Source organism: Streptomyces liliiviolaceus, assembly GCF_018070025.1.
GTDB lineage: Bacteria > Actinomycetota > Actinomycetes > Streptomycetales > Streptomycetaceae > Streptomyces > Streptomyces liliiviolaceus.
This window is the reverse complement of sequence record NZ_JAGPYQ010000002.1, coordinates 2,204,890-2,219,397: the sequence shown is the minus strand read 5'-3', so window position 1 is coordinate 2,219,397 and position 14,508 is coordinate 2,204,890. Positions and strand designations below refer to the sequence as shown.

Here is a 14,508-nt window from a genome sequence, read left to right as displayed (position 1 = left end):
CCCCCGCCCGGGAACCGCCACGCCCGCCCTCTACCCGTGCACGGTCACCCACGTCCGTACGGCCCCGACCCGGTACTCCATGCGCCACCGCACCTACCTGTGGCTCATCGACCCCGACCGGCCGCCCGAACTGCCTTGGTACCTGCGCCCGCTGGCCAGGTTCGACGCCCGCGACCACTTCGGCGGCGGCGCGCCGACGATCCGCGCGGGCCTGGACCGCTTCCTCGCCTCGCGCGGCGTCGACCTCGCGGGCGGGCCCGTGGTGATGCTCGCCCACGCCCGCGTACTGGGCCATGTCTTCAACCCGCTCAGCCTCTACTGGTGCCACGACCCCCAGGGCGAGCTGCGCTGCGTCGTCGCCGAGGTCCACAACACCTACGGGGAGCGGCACAGCTATCTGCTGACCCCCGACGAGGCCGGTGTGGCGCGCACCGACAAGGAGTTCTACGTCTCGCCGTTCTTCCCCGTCGACGGCGCCTACCGCATGCGCCTGCCCGCCCCGCACGACCGGCTCGACCTGAGCGTGCGGCTGGAGCGCGAGGGCGGCCGGCCGTTCACCGCGACCGTCCACGGCACCCGCCGCCCCGCCACCCGGGGCGCGCTGGTGCGCGAGGCCCTGCGCCACCCGTGGTCCACCGCGGTCGTCTCGGCCGCCATCCGCTTCCACGGCATACGTCTTTTCCTGCGGGGACTGCCCGTCCAGCCCCGCCCCCGTCATCGATCCCAGGAGAGTGCCGAATGAGGACAGCAGAGCCCGGCTCCATCGCCGGACGGCGCATGGACGTGGACCCCGAGCTCTGGCCGGACGTGGTCGACCGGCCGGGCGCCTCGCGCGCCCGGACCGCTGTCACCCGGGCCCTGGTGCGCCGAGCGCTCGAACGCCTGCCGCTGCGCGTGCGGTTCCCCGACGGGACGCAGCTCGGCGCGGGCGGACCGCTCGTCGAGATCCACGACCCGGAGGCGTTCCACCGCCGTATCGGCACCCAGGGCCTGATCGGCTTCGGCGAGTCCTACATGGCGGGGGAGTGGGACGCGCCCGACCTGGTCGCCGCACTCACCGTCCTCGCCGGCAGCCTCGCGGAGCTGATCCCCGCGCCGCTCCAGCGACTGCGCGGACTGTGGGCCCCCAAGCAGCCGGGCGCCCAGCGCAACACACCCGGCGGCGCCCGCGACAACATCAGCCGCCACTACGACCTGTCCAACGACCTGTTCGCGCTCTTCCTGGACGACACCCTCAGCTATTCGGCGGCCCTCTTCCGGGGCTTCCCCGCGACCTGGCCGCTCCTGGCCACCGCACAGCACCGGAAGATCGACCGGCTCCTGGACCTCGCCGAGGTCGGCGAGGGCACCCGGCTCCTTGAGATCGGCACCGGCTGGGGCGAACTGGCCCTGCGCGCCGCCGCCCGCGGCGCCCACGTCACCTCCCTCACCCTCTCCAGCGAGCAGCGCGACCTGGCCCGTGAGCGCATCCGCGAGGCCGGGCACGCCGACCGGGTCTCCGTCGAGCTGTGTGACTACCGCGAGGCCACGGGGACGTACGACGCGGTGGTGAGCGTCGAGATGATCGAGGCGGTCGGCGTCGAGTTCTGGCCCGTCTACTTCCGTACGATCGACGCCCGCCTGGCCCCCGGCGGACGCGCCGCACTCCAGGCCATCACCATGCCGCACGAGCGGATGATGGCCGCCCGGCACACCTTCACCTGGATCCAGAAGTACATCTTCCCCGGCGGCCAGGTGCCCTCCGTCGAGGCGGTCGAGGAGACCGTCCGCGACCACACGCGGCTGGACGTCACCCGGCGCGACGCCCACGGCGCGCACTACGCCGAGACCCTCCGCCTGTGGCGTGAACGCTTCACCGAACGCGCCGACGAGGTCGACGCGCTCGGCTTCGACGAGACCTTCCGCCGGATGTGGACCTTCTACCTGTCCTACTCGGAAGCCGGGTTCCGCTCCGGCTACCTCGACGTCCAGCACTTCCTGTTCACGAAGGAGAACCCGTCCCGATGAGTACCGCCCGCCCCGCCCGACCCGGGGCCGCCCACCGGCTCGCCGCGCTGGCCGAGGACGCGCTCGGCGGCCGTCTCCCGGTCCGGCTGCGCGCCTGGGACGGCAGCGAGACCGGCCCCGCCGGCGCCCCCGTCGTCGTCGTACGCTCCCGGCGCGCCCTGCGCCGGCTGCTGTGGCAGCCCGGCGAACTGGGCCTGGCCCAGGCCTACGTCACCGGCGAACTCGACGTCGAGGGCGACCTCGGCCAGGGGCTGCGGACCATGTGGGGAGCCGTCCGCGAACGGGGCGTGCACGCGCCCCGGTTCACCCCGGCCGACCGCGTCAGGGCGGCCGGGACCGCCCTGCGGCTGGGAGCCGTCGGCCCGCGCCCCGCCACCCCCGCCTCCCAGGCACGCCTGCGGGGCGGACTGCACAGCAAGGCCCGCGACCGCGCCGCCATCAGCCACCACTACGACCTGTCGAACGACTTCTACCGGCTGCTCCTCGACGAGACCATGGCGTACTCGTGCGGCTACTGGGCCGGCGACGATCCCGAGTTCACCGACGCCGACGCCCAGCGGGCCAAGCTGGAACTGATCTGCCGCAAGCTCGATCTCGTCCCGGGCGCCCGGCTGCTCGACATCGGCTGCGGCTGGGGCTCCCTCACCCTGTACGCCGCCGAACAGCACAAGGCGCAGGTCACCGCCGTCACCCTGGCCCGCGAACAGGCCGCGTACATCCGGGAGCAGGTCCGCGAGCGCGGTCTGGAGGACCAGGTCGACGTGGTGTGCCAGGACTACCGCGACATCACGGGCGGCGACTACGACGCGGTCGCCACGGTCGAGATGGGCGAGCACGTGGGGGACGCCGAGTACCCGGCGTTCGCCGCCGCCCTGCACCGCATGGTGCGACCGCGCGGCCGAGTCCTCGTCCAGCAGATGTCGCGGGGCAGCAACGCCCCGGGCGGCGGCGAGTTCATCGAGGCGTACATCGCGCCCGACATGCACATGCGGCCCATGGGGCAGACGGTCGGCCTGCTGGAGGACGCCGGACTCGAAGTACGGTCCGTGGAGGCGATGCGCGAGCACTACGTCCGCACCATCGAGGGCTGGCACCGCACCCTTGAGGACAACTGGGACGCGTTCGTGCGCCTCGTCGGCGAGGAGACCGCCCGGGTGTGGCGGCTGTACATGGTCGGCTCCGCCCTCGCGTTCGAGGAGGGACGCATGGGCGTCGACCAGATCCTCAGCACCCGTCCCGCGCCGGGCGGGGACAGCGGAATGCCGCCCTCGCAGCGCTCCTGGTACGCGGCCCTGGACGCACGATGAACGGGTTCCCCTGGGCGGCCTTCGCCCAGAACCTCGCCTTCGCGGCCGGCGCCGCGCTGACCGTCATGCTCGTCACGTTCGCCGTCGCCGTCCGCAAGGGCATGCACCGCGTGGTGGACGTGGCCTGGGGGCTCGGCTTCACCGCCGTCGCCCTCGTGTCGTACCTCGCGTCCGCCGGTGAGGGGGACGACGGGCGACGCCTCCTGGTCACCGTACTGACCGCGGTGTGGGGGCTGCGCCTCGCCGCGCACATCGCCTGGCGCGGCCGGGGCCACGGCGAGGATCCGCGCTACGACGCGATGCTCGCCAAGGCCCCCGGCAACCGCGACCTCTACGCGCTGCGCATGGTCTACCTGCTGCAGGGCGCCCTGGTATGGCTGGTGTCCCTGCCGGTCCAGGCCGCGCAGTACGTGTCCGGCTCCCTGAGCGGATTCGTGTGGGCCGGGGTCGCGCTGTGGGCGCTCGGGATGTTCTTCGAGACGGTCGGCGACTTCCAGCTCGCCCGCTTCAAGGCCGATCCCGCGAACCGGGGAAAGATCATGGACCGCGGTCTGTGGAGCTGGACCCGGCACCCCAACTACTTCGGTGACTTCTGCGTGTGGTGGGGCCTGTTTCTGCTGGCCTGCGACTCGGGCGTGGCCGCCGCGGTGGGCGTCGTGTCCCCTCTCGTCATGAGCTTCCTGCTCATGAACGGCAGCGGGAAGCCCATGCTGGAGCGGCACATGTCCGAACGTCCTGGATTCGCCGAGTACCGGGCGAGGACCAGCGGCTTCTTCCCGCGCCCCCCGAAGAAGCTCGGCTGATGTCCTCCTGAGGATCTGCCCACGACTGACTGTGCCGTTCCCTCCCCCGCCGGGGAAGGAACGGCACAGTCGGTTCGGGGGTCAGGCGGGGAACTTCATGAGGGCGACGGGATCCGAGGTCGGTTCGGCCGAGCCGCCGGCCGGTTCGACGGTGATGCCCATGCCGGACGCGTTGTCCACGTCCCCCTCCAGGAGGACCGCCTCGGCCGTCCGGTGCGAGTCCATCAACCCGGCGGACCGCATGGTGCCGTCGTCGTTGAACCACAGCTGATAGACCTTGCCGCTCGGCGGGGCCGCCATGCCCGAGGCGATGAAGACCGCCTCGTCACGGCTCTTGGAGACCACGACCGTGCCGCGGGCCCCGTCCGCCAGTTCGGCGCTGCTCGTCCTGGCGTCGGAGGCGGCCAGCACCGACGCGATCGCGTCCGTACGTTGCTCCGACTGCCGTGCCTGCTCGTTCGCGTCCTGCGCCCGGTCGTACTGCCACACGGTCGTGCCGCCGAACGCGGCCACCCCGGCCGCACAGGCGGCGAGCGCCCACCGGGAGAGCCGGCGGGCCCGGACGCCACCGCCCGGGGGCCGCGTCAGCGGCACCACGCGCGGGCTGTCCTGGCGGACCGTCGTGATCCGCCGCATGACCTTGCTCTTGAGAGCGGCGGGCGAGGCGGCGGAGACCGCCAGACCGAGCCTGGCCGCGGTCTCGCTCAGTTCGAGGGCCTCCTGCGTGCAGGCCTCGCAGTCCGCGGCGTGCCGTTCGAACTCGCTCCGCTCGTCGTCGGAGAGCGCGTGCAGGGCGTACGCGCCCGTCAGTGTGTGCAGGTCGACCGTGCTCATGCGGTCACCCCCAGGCAGTCACGCAGGCGGATCAGGCCGTCGCGCAGCCGGGTCTTGACCGTGCCGAGCGGCAGGGCCAGCGACTCGGCCACCTCGCGGTAGGTCATACCGCGGTAGTACGCGAGCGTCACCGACTGACGCTGCAGTTCCGTCAGTGTGCGCAGACAGCGTCGGACCTGTTCGCGTTCCAGCCGGGCTTCCACCTGTTCCGTCACCTCGTCGTACTCGGGGGCGTGGTCGAGCAGGGCCGCCCTGTGCTCACGTGCGGCGGAAGCCTCGACCGAGCGGACCCGGTCGACGGCACGCTGATGGGCGAGCGTGAGCACCCAGTTGATGACCGAACCGCGTTCGCGCCGGTAGCGGGCGGCGGACCGCCACACCTCGACGAGTACTTCCTGGGCCACTTCCTCCGACTGGGCCTGATCGCGCAGCACGCCGCGCACGACGCCGATGACGGGACCCGCCACGACGTCGTAGAGCCCGGCGAAGGCCTGCTGGTCACCGAGGGCGACACTGCCCATCAGCTCCTGCAGATCCGGCTCCGCCGAGGGGTTCTTGCCGATGTGCACGGCTTCTTTCACGAGGGGGTCCTCCGGGAGGCGAGCTTCGTACGGCTGGAATCCGTTGCCGGGGCACCGGCGGATTGGTCGGGGGTGGATCTCTCTGTCCGTCCGTCCGCCGGGACGCGTCGGCCGAAGCCCGAGCCCGGGGCGCCGTCGATGGTCTGGGACGGAGCCCCGGACTGCTGGGCCGCACCGGCGGGCCGAACGCCGGAGCGGCCTCCCCTCCCGGAACAGCCGACTGCCCCGGGAGGAGGGTCCGAAGGAGCGGCGGCACGGCTGTCCGCGCCCGCGGTCCGGGATCCCGGACCGCGCCACCCCTTGTCGTCCGCTCTTCCGGAGATACGAGGAAGACGGATGCACTCGCGCGACATCGATACGTTCCGAAGCGAAAGAGGCATGGATCGAAACGAAAACGCCACGAAGTGAAGCGAAGTTGGTCCAGTTTGTGATGGCGCGAAAAAGTGTGCATCGTTTTTGCATCGAACGGGATCACGAGAGTCGTGTACCCGTTCGACGGCGGTCATGTCAGCCGCTCGCTTCGCGGCGCAGTCCGTGCTTCAGCTGATGCAGCCCACGGCGGGCATGGCTCTTGACGGTCCCCAGCGGCAGACCGGTGCGCCGGGCGATCTGGGTCTGGGTGAGGTCCTCGTAGAAGGCGAGGCGCAGGACCCGCTGCTGGGAGGTGGGCAACTTGGCCATCTCCCGTCCCACCAGCACCCGGTCGAGCACCGCCTCGGGCCGCTCCGCCACCGGATCGGCGAGCACCAGGACGGCCCCCGCCGAAGCGACCAGCTCGGCGCGGCGCGTCCGGGCCGCGAGGGCGTCGGCGATCTTGCGCTTGGTGATGCCGACGATCCAGCCGGCGATCGCGCCCCGCTCGGGCCGGTAGCCGTGGCGGCCGCGCCACATGCCCAGGAACACCTGCTGCGTGACGTCCTCGGCCTCCCTCTCGTCACCCAGCGCCCGCCGGGCGAGCGTGTGCACCAGGGGCGACCACCGGTCATGGGCGGCGGCGAGACAGGACTCGTCGCCGCGCACCAGCCCCCGGGCCACCTCCTCGTCGCTGAGCGGTTCCTCCAGCAGCACCCGCCGGGGCGCGGACAGCTGTGCGGGCATCGATTGTCCGGTCATGGCTCACGGCTCCTCGCCTCGGACGTCGGCGTCCCGGCCGCGCGGGGCGGCCCGGTGCGGTCATCCTGGGAGCGATCGGGCGAAGCCTTCAAACCGCGTCGATTCTGCGTCGTATAGTCGGTCCATGGATGAGCCGACGGGGGATCCGGGTCCCCCTGAGCCCGATACGAAGGAGACCGCGGCGGGCGGTACGGGGATGACGACCGGGGGCCTCGCACGCCGCCTCGGGGTGTCGCCGACCACGCTGCGCTCCTGGGACCGCCGCTACGGACTGGGTCCCGCGGTCCGCGCCGACGGACGGCACCGCCGCTGGACACCCCAGGACGTGGCGGTGTTGGAGGCGATGTGCCGGCTCACCTCGGCGGGGGTCCCGCCCGCAGAGGCGGCACGCGCCGCCCGGGAGGCAGCCGCCGGGACGGTGACCCACGAGCGCCGGGCGGCCCCGGAAGTGCAGAACCCGCCGCGCCCGCCCGCGCCCCAGGTCGCGTCCTCGGCGGCGCTCCCGGCCGACGACCGGCCGTCCGGGAGCGGCCGTCGCGGGCAGGCGGCGGCCACCCTGCCCCTCGGCGACGTGCGCCAGGAGTGCCGCGGACTGGCCAGGTCGGCCGTACGCCTCGACGCCCCCGCCGTGGACAGCCAGCTGACCTCGGCCGTCCAGCGGTACGGTCTCGCCGTCGCCTGGGAGGAGGTGATGGTGCCGACCCTGCACGCCGTCGGCCGCAAATGGGCGTCGTCCGGCGACCGCTACGTCGAGGTCGAACACATGCTGTCCTGGCACATCTCCACCGTGCTCCGCCGGGTCACACCGGTCTCGCGCACGGGCGTACCGGACAGCGCGCCGGGGCCCGTGGTCCTGGCCTGCGTACCCGGTGAGCAGCACACCCTGCCCCTGGAGGCGCTCAACGCCGGGCTCACGGAACACGGCATGCCCACCAGGATGTTCGGCGCCGCGGTGCCGGCGGAAGCACTCACCGCGGCGGTCCGCCGCCTCGGGCCCGCGGCCGTCGTCCTGTGGGCCCAGGCCCGATCCACGGCGAGCCTTCCCCTGGCCCGGCACGTCGCCGCCACGCAGTGGGGCGTGCGAGGCGCGCGCAGGCATCCGATGGTCGTGCTCGGCGGCCCCGGCTGGGCCGGCCGCTCGGCCCAGGGCATGCTGCGCCCGCCGAGCCTGAACGAGGCACTGTCCGTCCTCAAGGCCCGCTACGAGAGCGGCGTGCCGGTGGGCTGACACATCGGTGGGCCGACGCGCAGGTGGGCCGGCGGCCGTCTCAGTCGCGCCCGCGGGCGTGCTTGAAGCGCGCCAGCGCCTCGGAGAGGTCGACGATGGGCTCCGGGTAGTCGTAGGCGGCCCGTTCGGGCCCCTTGAGCTTCCACGGCTCGTGCACGGCGGACCCGGCGAGTCCTTCGAGTTCGGGCACCCAGCGTCGTACGTACGCGCCCTCGGGGTCGTACCGCTTGCCCTGGACGACGGGGTTGAGGACCCGGTTGGGGCGGCTGTCGGTGCCCGTCCCCGCCACCCACTGCCAGTTGAGCTGGTTGTTGGCGATGTCGCCGTCGACGAGAAGGCCGAGGAAGTGGTCGGCGCCCACCCGCCAGTCGACGTACAGCGTCTTGGCGAGGAAACTCGCGGTCAGCAGGCGTCCGCGGTTGTGCATCCAGCCCTCGTGCCGCAGCTGCCGCATGGCCGCGTCGACGACGGGATAGCCGGTCCGCCCCTCCTTCCAGTCCTCGATCTCCTGGGCGGCCGAGTCGGGTGAGCGCCACAGGTCGTTGCGGGTGCGGAGGTCCTTGGTGGAGGAGGCGGGCCGCGCGGCGAGCACCTGGTGGTGGAAGTCCCGCCACGCGAGCTGCCGTACGAACGCGTCGGCGCCCGGACCGCCCGCCTTACGGGCCCGGTGGGCGACCTCCACGGCGGACAGCGTGCCGAAGTGGAGGTGCGGGGACAGGCGCGAGGTGGCGTCCCCGGCGAGATCGTCGTGGCCGTCCACGTACGAGTGAATCCCGCTGCGGAGCCAGGCCGTGAGCCGTTTCCTGCCCTCCCGCTCGCCGCCCGTGGCGAGCCCCTCGGACAGGCCGGACAGCTCCCCGCGCGTGGGCAGCCGCTCCGAACCGACGTCCTCCGGTACGCGCACCGCGCGCGGCGCGCCGAGCACCTGACGCTGGTGGTACCGCTCCCAGTGCCGGAAGTACGGGGTGAACACGGCGAAGTGGTCCGAGGACGCCGGTGTGACCGCGCCCGGGGCCAGCGCGGTGACCACCTCGTCGTGGACGTGCAGCCGGCGCCCGTCGCTCTCCAGCGCGGCCCGCAGCCGTTCCTCGCGCCGGTGGGCGTGGGCGGAGACCCCGGCCGCCATGTGCACCTCGTCGGCGTCGGTCTCGGTGACCACCTTGCAGACCTCGTCGACGAGATCGCCCGAGCGGTACACGAGCCGGCCGCCGCGCTCGCGCAGACCCGCGTCCAGGTCCCGCAGACAGTCGGCGAGGAACGCCAGCCGGTTGGGGGCGGCGAAACCGGCCCTGTCGACGGCCCGGTCGCGCACGAAGAGCGGCACCACCGTGCGCGAGCCGTCGAGCGCCGCGCGCAGCGGCGGATGGTCGTGCAGCCGAAGGTCGGAGGTGAACAGGACGACCGAGACGTTCATGACGGGACTCCGGAGCTCCGGGACGGGACGGGCAGAGAGGGGGACGGGCACAGAGGGGCGGGCACGGCCGTGGTTGCCTGCGGCCATCAAGTACTTCCGCGCCGGGGCGCCGGACGGATGCGGCAGTCGGCGGGAGGCCGCGGGCAGCGACCCCGCCTCGACCGGCGGTCCCGTGTCGACCGGCGGCCCCGTGTCAGCCGGCGGGTGCGCGCGACGGCGACGCCGCGCGGGGACCCGCCTTCTCGGCGGTGCGCGCGATGTTGCGGGCCATGCCGCCGAAGACGACGGCGTGGAACGGCGACACGCTCCACCAGTAGGCGTGGCCCAGCAGCCCGTGCGGATGGAAGAGGGCGCGCTGGCGGTAGCGGACGCGGCCGTCGTCGTCGGTCTCCGCGTACATCTCCAGCCAGGCCAGGCCCGGCAGCCGCATCTCGGCGCGCAGGCGCAGCAGCCGGCCCGGTTCGATCTCCTCGACGCGCCAGAAGTCGAGCGAGTCGCCGACCCGCAGCCGTGCCGCGTCGCGCCGCCCCCGGCGCAGGCCCACCCCGCCCACCAGCCGGTCGAGGAGCCCGCGCGCCGCCCAGGCGAGGGGGAAGGAGTACCAGCCGTTGTCGCCGCCGATGCCCTCGATCACCCGCCACAGCGCCTCGGGCGAGGCGTCGACGACGCGTTCGCGCCGGTCCGTGTACAGGCTGCCACCCGCCCAGTCGGGGTCCGTCGGCAGGGGGTCGCTGGGGGCGCCGGGCAGCGAGGCGGACGACCAGCGGGTGGTGACCCGGGCGTCCTGGATGCGCTGCAGGGCCAGGCGCACCGACTCGTCGAAGGGGATCGGCCGGCCCGGCGGGTCGGGCACGTACCGGGCGATGTCGTGCTCGTGGCAGACCACCTCGTGGCGCAGCGACTCGGTCAGCGGGCGCGCGATGGACCGCGGCACGGGCGTGACCAGGCCGACCCAGTGGCTGGAGAGCCTCGGCGTCAGCACGGGCACGGGCACGATGAGCCGCCTGGGGAGTCCGGCCAGGGCCGCGTACCGCACCATCATCTGCCGGTACGTGAGGATCTCCGGGCCGCCGATGTCGAAGGCCCTGCTGACGTCGTCCGGCATCCGCGCGCTGCCCACGAGCGTGCGCAGGACGTCCCGCACCGCGATCGGCTGGATCCGGGTGTGGACCCAGTTGGGCGTGACCATCACCGGAAGCCGCTCGGTGAGATACCGCAGCATCTCGAAGGAGGCCGAGCCCGAACCGATGATGACGGCCGCCCGCAGCACGGTCGTCGGGACACCGGAGTCCAGGAGGACGCGGCCGACCTCGGCGCGGGAGCGCAGATGCGGCGAGAGTTCACTGTCCGGCACCCCGACGGGGGTGAGCCCGCCCAGATAGACGATCCGGCGCACGCCCGCCGCGCGGGCCTGCTCGCCGAAGATCCGTGCCGCCCTGCGGTCGGTCTCCTCGAAGCCCTTGCCGGTGCCCAGCGCGTGCACCAGGTAGTACGCGACATCGATGTCCCGCATCGCGGCGGTCACCGAGTCCGCGTCCGTGACGTCACCGCGCACCACCTCGACGTCACCGGCCCACGGATGGTCCCGTAGCGCGCCGGGGGAGCGGGCCACACAGCGCACCCGGTGCCCCTCGGCGAGGAGCTCCGGGACCAGACGGCCCCCGATGTACCCCGTCGCGCCCGTCACCAGGCAGCGCAGCCCGGCTCCGGCGTCGTCACCGCTCATGGTGTTCCGGCCCTTCTCTTCGGCTCCGTGCGACTGTGCGCAGCTCTGTTCGATCTCCTCCTCGTCACCCCTTCCCCGTGACGGCCCTCCGCGGATGCGCCGTGTGGGCCACTTGGGTTACATGTGCGGCGAGATCGGGGGCAGACGGGTTTGCACAGAGGCGTCGGTTCTTACGGAAGGCGGCCGTCATGGGTGCGAAGGTGCTGGAGCAGTTTCCCGCGGGAGCCCCGCGTGGTTCGTGGCCCGCGGAGGAGTACGCGGCGCGCCGCCGTGCCGAGGGCGAGCCCGCGGCCGTGGTGATGGATCTGGAGTCGGACGCGTTCCTCGTGGTGGTCCCGGCGCACGACGGGGACTGAGCGCCCGGCGCCGTTCCCGGGGCGGTCAGGTGGCCCGGGTCATCGTTCCGCCGAGCGCCGCCGCCCGGCGCACGAACACCTCGTGCAGATCGTGCGCGGCCCGCGGCACCGAGTCCGCCCTGCGCCGCTGGAGCATCAGCAGCACCCGCGTCGAGTCGCCGGCCAGCGGGCGGCAGGTGATCGCTCCCTGTCGGGTCAGCGGATCGTCGATCACGCTGAAGTCGGGCAGCACGGTGGCACCCAGCCCCTCCGCGACCATCAGCTTGCCCATCTCCGCGCCGTCCGTGGAGTAGGAGAAGGACGGCTCGCGGTCGCCCAGGAGCCGGTGCACGAACCGGTTCATCACATAGCCGGAGCGCATCGCGATGAGCGGCTGTGCGAGCAGGTCCGACACGCTCACCACGGACAGGGAAGCCAGCGGGCTGTCGGGCCGGACGCACACCACCGGCCGCCCCCACAGCAGTTCCGTGTACTCGAAGTCGGCGGCCACGTCGTCGCCCTCCAGGTGGTTCACCAGACCCAGGTCGAAGCCGCCCTCCAGCAGGGTCCGGTGGATGTCGGACTGCTGGGCGCCGACCACCTCCACCTGCGTTCCCGGATGCGAGGCCCTGAACTCGCTCACGGCCGGGAAGAGGAGCGGGACCGTCGCCGCGTTCACCGTGCCGACGCGCACCATGCGGCTGATGCGGTGCTGCTCGCCCGCCGCGCCCCGCAGCCGGTCCACCGCCTCCAGCACCGTGATGATGTGGGGCAGCAGCTCCCGCCCCTCCGCGCTCATCTTCGCCCCGGAGCGTTTCCGTTCCAGGAGGTCGACCCCCAGTTCCCGCTCAAGATTGCGGACGGTCTCGCTCAGCGCGGGCTGCGAGAGGTGGAGTTCCTCGGCGGCCCGGCGCAGAGAGCCGAGCCGGGTGACCGCCGTGATGTATTCCAGCTGCTCTATTCGCACCCGGTCAGAATGCGGGGCCCGTACCGCCCCGTTCAAGGGTTGCCCTGTCACGCCTTCGTGAAATTCGCCGGTCCGGGATACGAGACCGATCGGGTATTCCTTGACGGTCCGGACCGCGGGCTGCCACGATCGAGCACATGATGATGCGACTGGACCTCACGCGGCGACGCCATGTCGACCTCGCGCGTGTCTCCAGTGCCGCCTGTTGCTCCGTGGCCTGATCCACCGGATCCGCGGCCCGATTCGCCGGGCCCGCCGCGCCCCACCACGTTCCTCCCACGGCCCCGACCGCGACCGAGTACGGCCGATCGCCGTCGGCCTCCGTGTTACGCATTCCGCCGCCCGAATTCGACGATTCACCGAGCGCCGCCGACACCGCTGAATCGACCCCTGAATTCGGCCTGCCCGAATTCCCGCAACAGGAGTTCCCCATGCCTGCCGAGAACCTTTCCGCAGACCCCGTCCGTTTCGCCTACTGGGTCCCCAACGTCAGTGGCGGCCTGGTCACCAGCACCATCGAACAGCGCACCGACTGGGGCTACGACTACAACCGCGAACTCGCCGTCCTCGCCGAGAACAACGGCTTCGACTACGCCCTCAGCCAGGTCCGCTACATGGCCAGTTACGGCGCCGAGTTCCAGCACGAGTCGACCAGCTTCAGCCTCGCCCTGCTGCTCGCCACCCAGCGCCTGAAGGTGATCGCCGCGGTCCACCCGGGCCTGTGGCACCCGGGCGTCCTCGCCAAGCTCGGCGCCACCGCCGACCACCTGTCGAACGGCCGCTTCGCCGTGAACGTCGTGTCCGGCTGGTTCAAGGGCGAGTTCACCGCCCTCGGCGAACCCTGGCTTGAGCACGACGAGCGCTACCGCCGCTCCGAGGAGTTCATCGAGGCCCTGCGCCGGATCTGGACCGAGGACCACACCGAACTCGCCGGGGACTTCTACCGGTTGCGCGACTTCTCCCTCAAGCCCAAGCCCCTCAACACCCCCGAGCGCCCGCACCCGGAGATCTTCCAGGGCGGCAACTCCAGCGCCGCGCGCGCCATGGCGGGCCGGGTCTCCGACTGGTACTTCTCCAACGGCAAGGACTTCGACGGAGTCGTCGAACAGCTCGCGGACGTACGGGCCTCGGCGGCCCAGGTCGGCCGTACACCACCGAAGTTCGGCCTCAACGGCTTCCTCATCGCCCGCGACACCGAGGCCGAGGCCCGCGAGACCCTCCGCGAGATCGTCGCGCACGCCGACCGCGAGGCCGTCGAGGGCTTCGGCGCCGCGGTCAAGCAGGCCGGACAGTCCACCGGCGACGGCAAGGGCATGTGGCAGGACTCCTCCTTCGAGGACCTGGTCCAGTACAACGACGGCTTCCGTACGGGGCTCATCGGCACCCCGGAGCAGATCGCCGAGCGGATCGTCGCCTACAAGCGCCTCGGCGTCGACCTCCTCCTCCTGGGCTTCCTCCACTACCACGAGGAGGTCGAGTACTTCGGCCGCCGCGTCCTGCCCCTCGTCCGCGAACTGGAGGCCCAACTCCCGGATACGCGGGCCGCGTCCGCGCCCGCCCACGTCTGAGCCGGTCCGCCTCCGCCGCCCCTCCGAAGGGCAGCCGCCCGCACCCGCCCCGTCCCGAAAGAGGACCCATGGCCACCGTCCTGTCCGTCTCCGGCAGCCCCTCCGCCTCCTCCCGCACCAACCGCCTGCTGCGCCACCTCGACAACCGGCTGACCGCACAGGGCCACGAGGTGATCCCGCTCGACGTCCGTACGATCCCCGCCGAGGCGCTGCTCGGCGCCGACTTCCGGCATCCGGCGATCGTCGAGGCCACCGCCCTCGTCGCACGGGCCGACGGCGTCGTCATCGGCACGCCCGTCTACAAGGCCGCCTACTCCGGGGTGCTCAAGGCACTGCTCGACCTCCTCCCGCAGTACGCCCTCACCGGCAAGACCGTGCTGCCCCTGGCCACCGGTGGGACGACGGCACATGTGCTGGCCATCGACTACGCGCTGCGCCCGGTGCTCAGCTCCATGGGTGCCCAACACATAGTTCAGGGCTGGTTCACCCTCGACAAGGACATCGTGGTCGGCGAGGACGGCGGCCTCACCGTGGCACCCGCGGCCACCGAGGCACTGACCCTGGTCCTCGACCAGTTCTCCGAGGCGCTGGGCCGCCGGCCCGTCCTGGCCGCGGCGAGCTGACC

At 72.5% G+C, this 14,508-nt stretch carries 15 protein-coding genes; 9 read left to right on the top strand and 6 right to left on the bottom strand.

Translation table 11 applies throughout. The features are described from left to right. Window positions 1–79 precede the first annotated feature (79 nt). Genes J8N05_RS44990 through J8N05_RS44975 form a run of 4 tightly spaced genes read left to right on the top strand, consistent with a single transcriptional unit; the run spans window position 80 to window position 4,117 of the window. Entirely contained in the window at window positions 80–742 is a 663-nt protein-coding gene (locus tag J8N05_RS44990; RefSeq protein WP_247707025.1) for a DUF1365 domain-containing protein, read from the top strand. Then, window positions 739–2,007, top strand: a complete 1,269-nt coding sequence (locus J8N05_RS44985; protein ID WP_210893629.1) for an SAM-dependent methyltransferase — start codon at window positions 739–741, stop codon at window positions 2,005–2,007. Before J8N05_RS44990 ends, J8N05_RS44985 begins: the two co-directional genes overlap by 4 nt. Next, a complete protein-coding gene (locus J8N05_RS44980; RefSeq protein WP_210893627.1) occupies window positions 2,004–3,314 on the top strand; it encodes an SAM-dependent methyltransferase in 1,311 nt (436 codons plus the stop codon). The genes J8N05_RS44985 and J8N05_RS44980 overlap by 4 nt, the downstream gene beginning before the upstream one ends. Then, window positions 3,311–4,117 (top strand): DUF1295 domain-containing protein, encoded by an 807-nt coding sequence (locus J8N05_RS44975; RefSeq protein ID WP_210893625.1) that lies wholly within the window; start codon window positions 3,311–3,313, stop codon window positions 4,115–4,117. Before J8N05_RS44980 ends, J8N05_RS44975 begins: the two co-directional genes overlap by 4 nt. Window positions 4,118–4,198: 81 nt before the next feature. Here J8N05_RS44975 and J8N05_RS44970 read toward each other — a convergent pair whose 3' ends face one another. From J8N05_RS44970 to J8N05_RS44960, 3 genes are all read right to left on the bottom strand, one after another. Continuing rightward, window positions 4,199–4,951, bottom strand: coding sequence for an anti-sigma factor (locus J8N05_RS44970; protein ID WP_210893623.1), 753 nt, complete (start codon window positions 4,949–4,951; stop codon window positions 4,199–4,201). After that, window positions 4,948–5,532 (bottom strand): sigma-70 family RNA polymerase sigma factor, encoded by a 585-nt coding sequence (locus tag J8N05_RS44965; RefSeq protein ID WP_210893622.1) that lies wholly within the window; start codon window positions 5,530–5,532, stop codon window positions 4,948–4,950. Before J8N05_RS44965 ends, J8N05_RS44970 begins: the two co-directional genes overlap by 4 nt. A 507-nt stretch (window positions 5,533–6,039) precedes the next feature. After that, window positions 6,040–6,645 carry a sigma-70 family RNA polymerase sigma factor gene (locus tag J8N05_RS44960; RefSeq protein ID WP_384279379.1) on the bottom strand — a complete coding sequence of 202 codons (606 nt, stop codon included), beginning with the start codon at window positions 6,643–6,645 and terminating at the stop codon, window positions 6,040–6,042. Window positions 6,646–6,769: 124 nt separating this feature from the next. On the opposite strand from J8N05_RS44960, the gene J8N05_RS44955 reads away from it, so the two are divergent. Further along, a complete protein-coding gene (locus J8N05_RS44955) occupies window positions 6,770–7,873 on the top strand; it encodes a MerR family transcriptional regulator (RefSeq protein ID WP_210893620.1) in 1,104 nt (367 codons plus the stop codon). Window positions 7,874–7,913: 40 nt separating this feature from the next. Here the strand turns inward: J8N05_RS44955 and J8N05_RS44950 are convergent, their stop codons facing one another. Beyond that, complete coding sequence (locus J8N05_RS44950) at window positions 7,914–9,287, bottom strand: cryptochrome/photolyase family protein (RefSeq protein ID WP_210893618.1); 1,374 nt, start codon at window positions 9,285–9,287, stop codon at window positions 7,914–7,916. 193 nt (window positions 9,288–9,480) lie between these two features. Further along, window positions 9,481–11,013 (bottom strand): SDR family oxidoreductase, encoded by a 1,533-nt coding sequence (locus J8N05_RS44945; RefSeq protein ID WP_210893616.1) that lies wholly within the window; start codon window positions 11,011–11,013, stop codon window positions 9,481–9,483. 188 nt (window positions 11,014–11,201) lie between these two features. Here J8N05_RS44945 and J8N05_RS44940 point away from each other — a divergent pair, with 188 nt between their 5' ends. After that, the gene (locus J8N05_RS44940) at window positions 11,202–11,369 is read left to right on the top strand and encodes a hypothetical protein (protein WP_199854848.1); all 168 of its coding nucleotides are present in this window, start codon (window positions 11,202–11,204) and stop codon (window positions 11,367–11,369) included. Between the two features lie 25 nt (window positions 11,370–11,394). Here the strand turns inward: J8N05_RS44940 and J8N05_RS44935 are convergent, their stop codons facing one another. After that, complete coding sequence (locus J8N05_RS44935) at window positions 11,395–12,315, bottom strand: LysR family transcriptional regulator (protein WP_210893615.1); 921 nt, start codon at window positions 12,313–12,315, stop codon at window positions 11,395–11,397. Between the two features lie 137 nt (window positions 12,316–12,452). On the opposite strand from J8N05_RS44935, the gene J8N05_RS48255 reads away from it, so the two are divergent. The 3 genes from J8N05_RS48255 (at window position 12,453) to ssuE (ending at window position 14,506) form a co-directional block, all read left to right on the top strand. Continuing rightward, on the top strand, window positions 12,453–12,536 hold the full coding sequence (locus J8N05_RS48255) for a putative leader peptide (protein WP_359948811.1): 84 nt from the start codon (window positions 12,453–12,455) through the stop codon (window positions 12,534–12,536). A gap of 210 nt (window positions 12,537–12,746) precedes the next feature. Continuing rightward, window positions 12,747–13,883 carry a dimethylsulfone monooxygenase SfnG gene (gene sfnG, locus J8N05_RS44930; protein ID WP_210893613.1) on the top strand — a complete coding sequence of 379 codons (1,137 nt, stop codon included), beginning with the start codon at window positions 12,747–12,749 and terminating at the stop codon, window positions 13,881–13,883. Between the two features lie 68 nt (window positions 13,884–13,951). Next, the gene (gene ssuE, locus J8N05_RS44925) at window positions 13,952–14,506 is read left to right on the top strand and encodes an NADPH-dependent FMN reductase (protein ID WP_210893612.1); all 555 of its coding nucleotides are present in this window, start codon (window positions 13,952–13,954) and stop codon (window positions 14,504–14,506) included. Window positions 14,507–14,508: the final 2 nt, after the last annotated feature.

Coding starts and splice junctions, on each gene's coding strand:
- J8N05_RS44990 (WP_247707025.1), top strand. CDS start 80: ATGCGCCACCGCACCTACCTGTGGCTCATCGACCCCGACCGGCCGCCC.
- J8N05_RS44985 (WP_210893629.1), top strand. CDS start 739: ATGAGGACAGCAGAGCCCGGCTCCATCGCCGGACGGCGCATGGACGTG.
- J8N05_RS44980 (WP_210893627.1), top strand. CDS start 2,004: ATGAGTACCGCCCGCCCCGCCCGACCCGGGGCCGCCCACCGGCTCGCC.
- J8N05_RS44975 (WP_210893625.1), top strand. CDS start 3,311: ATGAACGGGTTCCCCTGGGCGGCCTTCGCCCAGAACCTCGCCTTCGCG.
- J8N05_RS44970 (WP_210893623.1), bottom strand. CDS start 4,951: ATGAGCACGGTCGACCTGCACACACTGACGGGCGCGTACGCCCTGCAC.
- J8N05_RS44960 (WP_384279379.1), bottom strand. CDS start 6,645: ATGACCGGACAATCGATGCCCGCACAGCTGTCCGCGCCCCGGCGGGTG.
- J8N05_RS44955 (WP_210893620.1), top strand. CDS start 6,770: ATGGATGAGCCGACGGGGGATCCGGGTCCCCCTGAGCCCGATACGAAG.
- J8N05_RS44950 (WP_210893618.1), bottom strand. CDS start 9,287: ATGAACGTCTCGGTCGTCCTGTTCACCTCCGACCTTCGGCTGCACGAC.
- J8N05_RS44945 (WP_210893616.1), bottom strand. CDS start 11,013: ATGAGCGGTGACGACGCCGGAGCCGGGCTGCGCTGCCTGGTGACGGGC.
- J8N05_RS44940 (WP_199854848.1), top strand. CDS start 11,202: ATGGGTGCGAAGGTGCTGGAGCAGTTTCCCGCGGGAGCCCCGCGTGGT.
- J8N05_RS48255 (WP_359948811.1), top strand. CDS start 12,453: ATGATGATGCGACTGGACCTCACGCGGCGACGCCATGTCGACCTCGCG.
- sfnG (WP_210893613.1), top strand. CDS start 12,747: ATGCCTGCCGAGAACCTTTCCGCAGACCCCGTCCGTTTCGCCTACTGG.
- ssuE (WP_210893612.1), top strand. CDS start 13,952: ATGGCCACCGTCCTGTCCGTCTCCGGCAGCCCCTCCGCCTCCTCCCGC.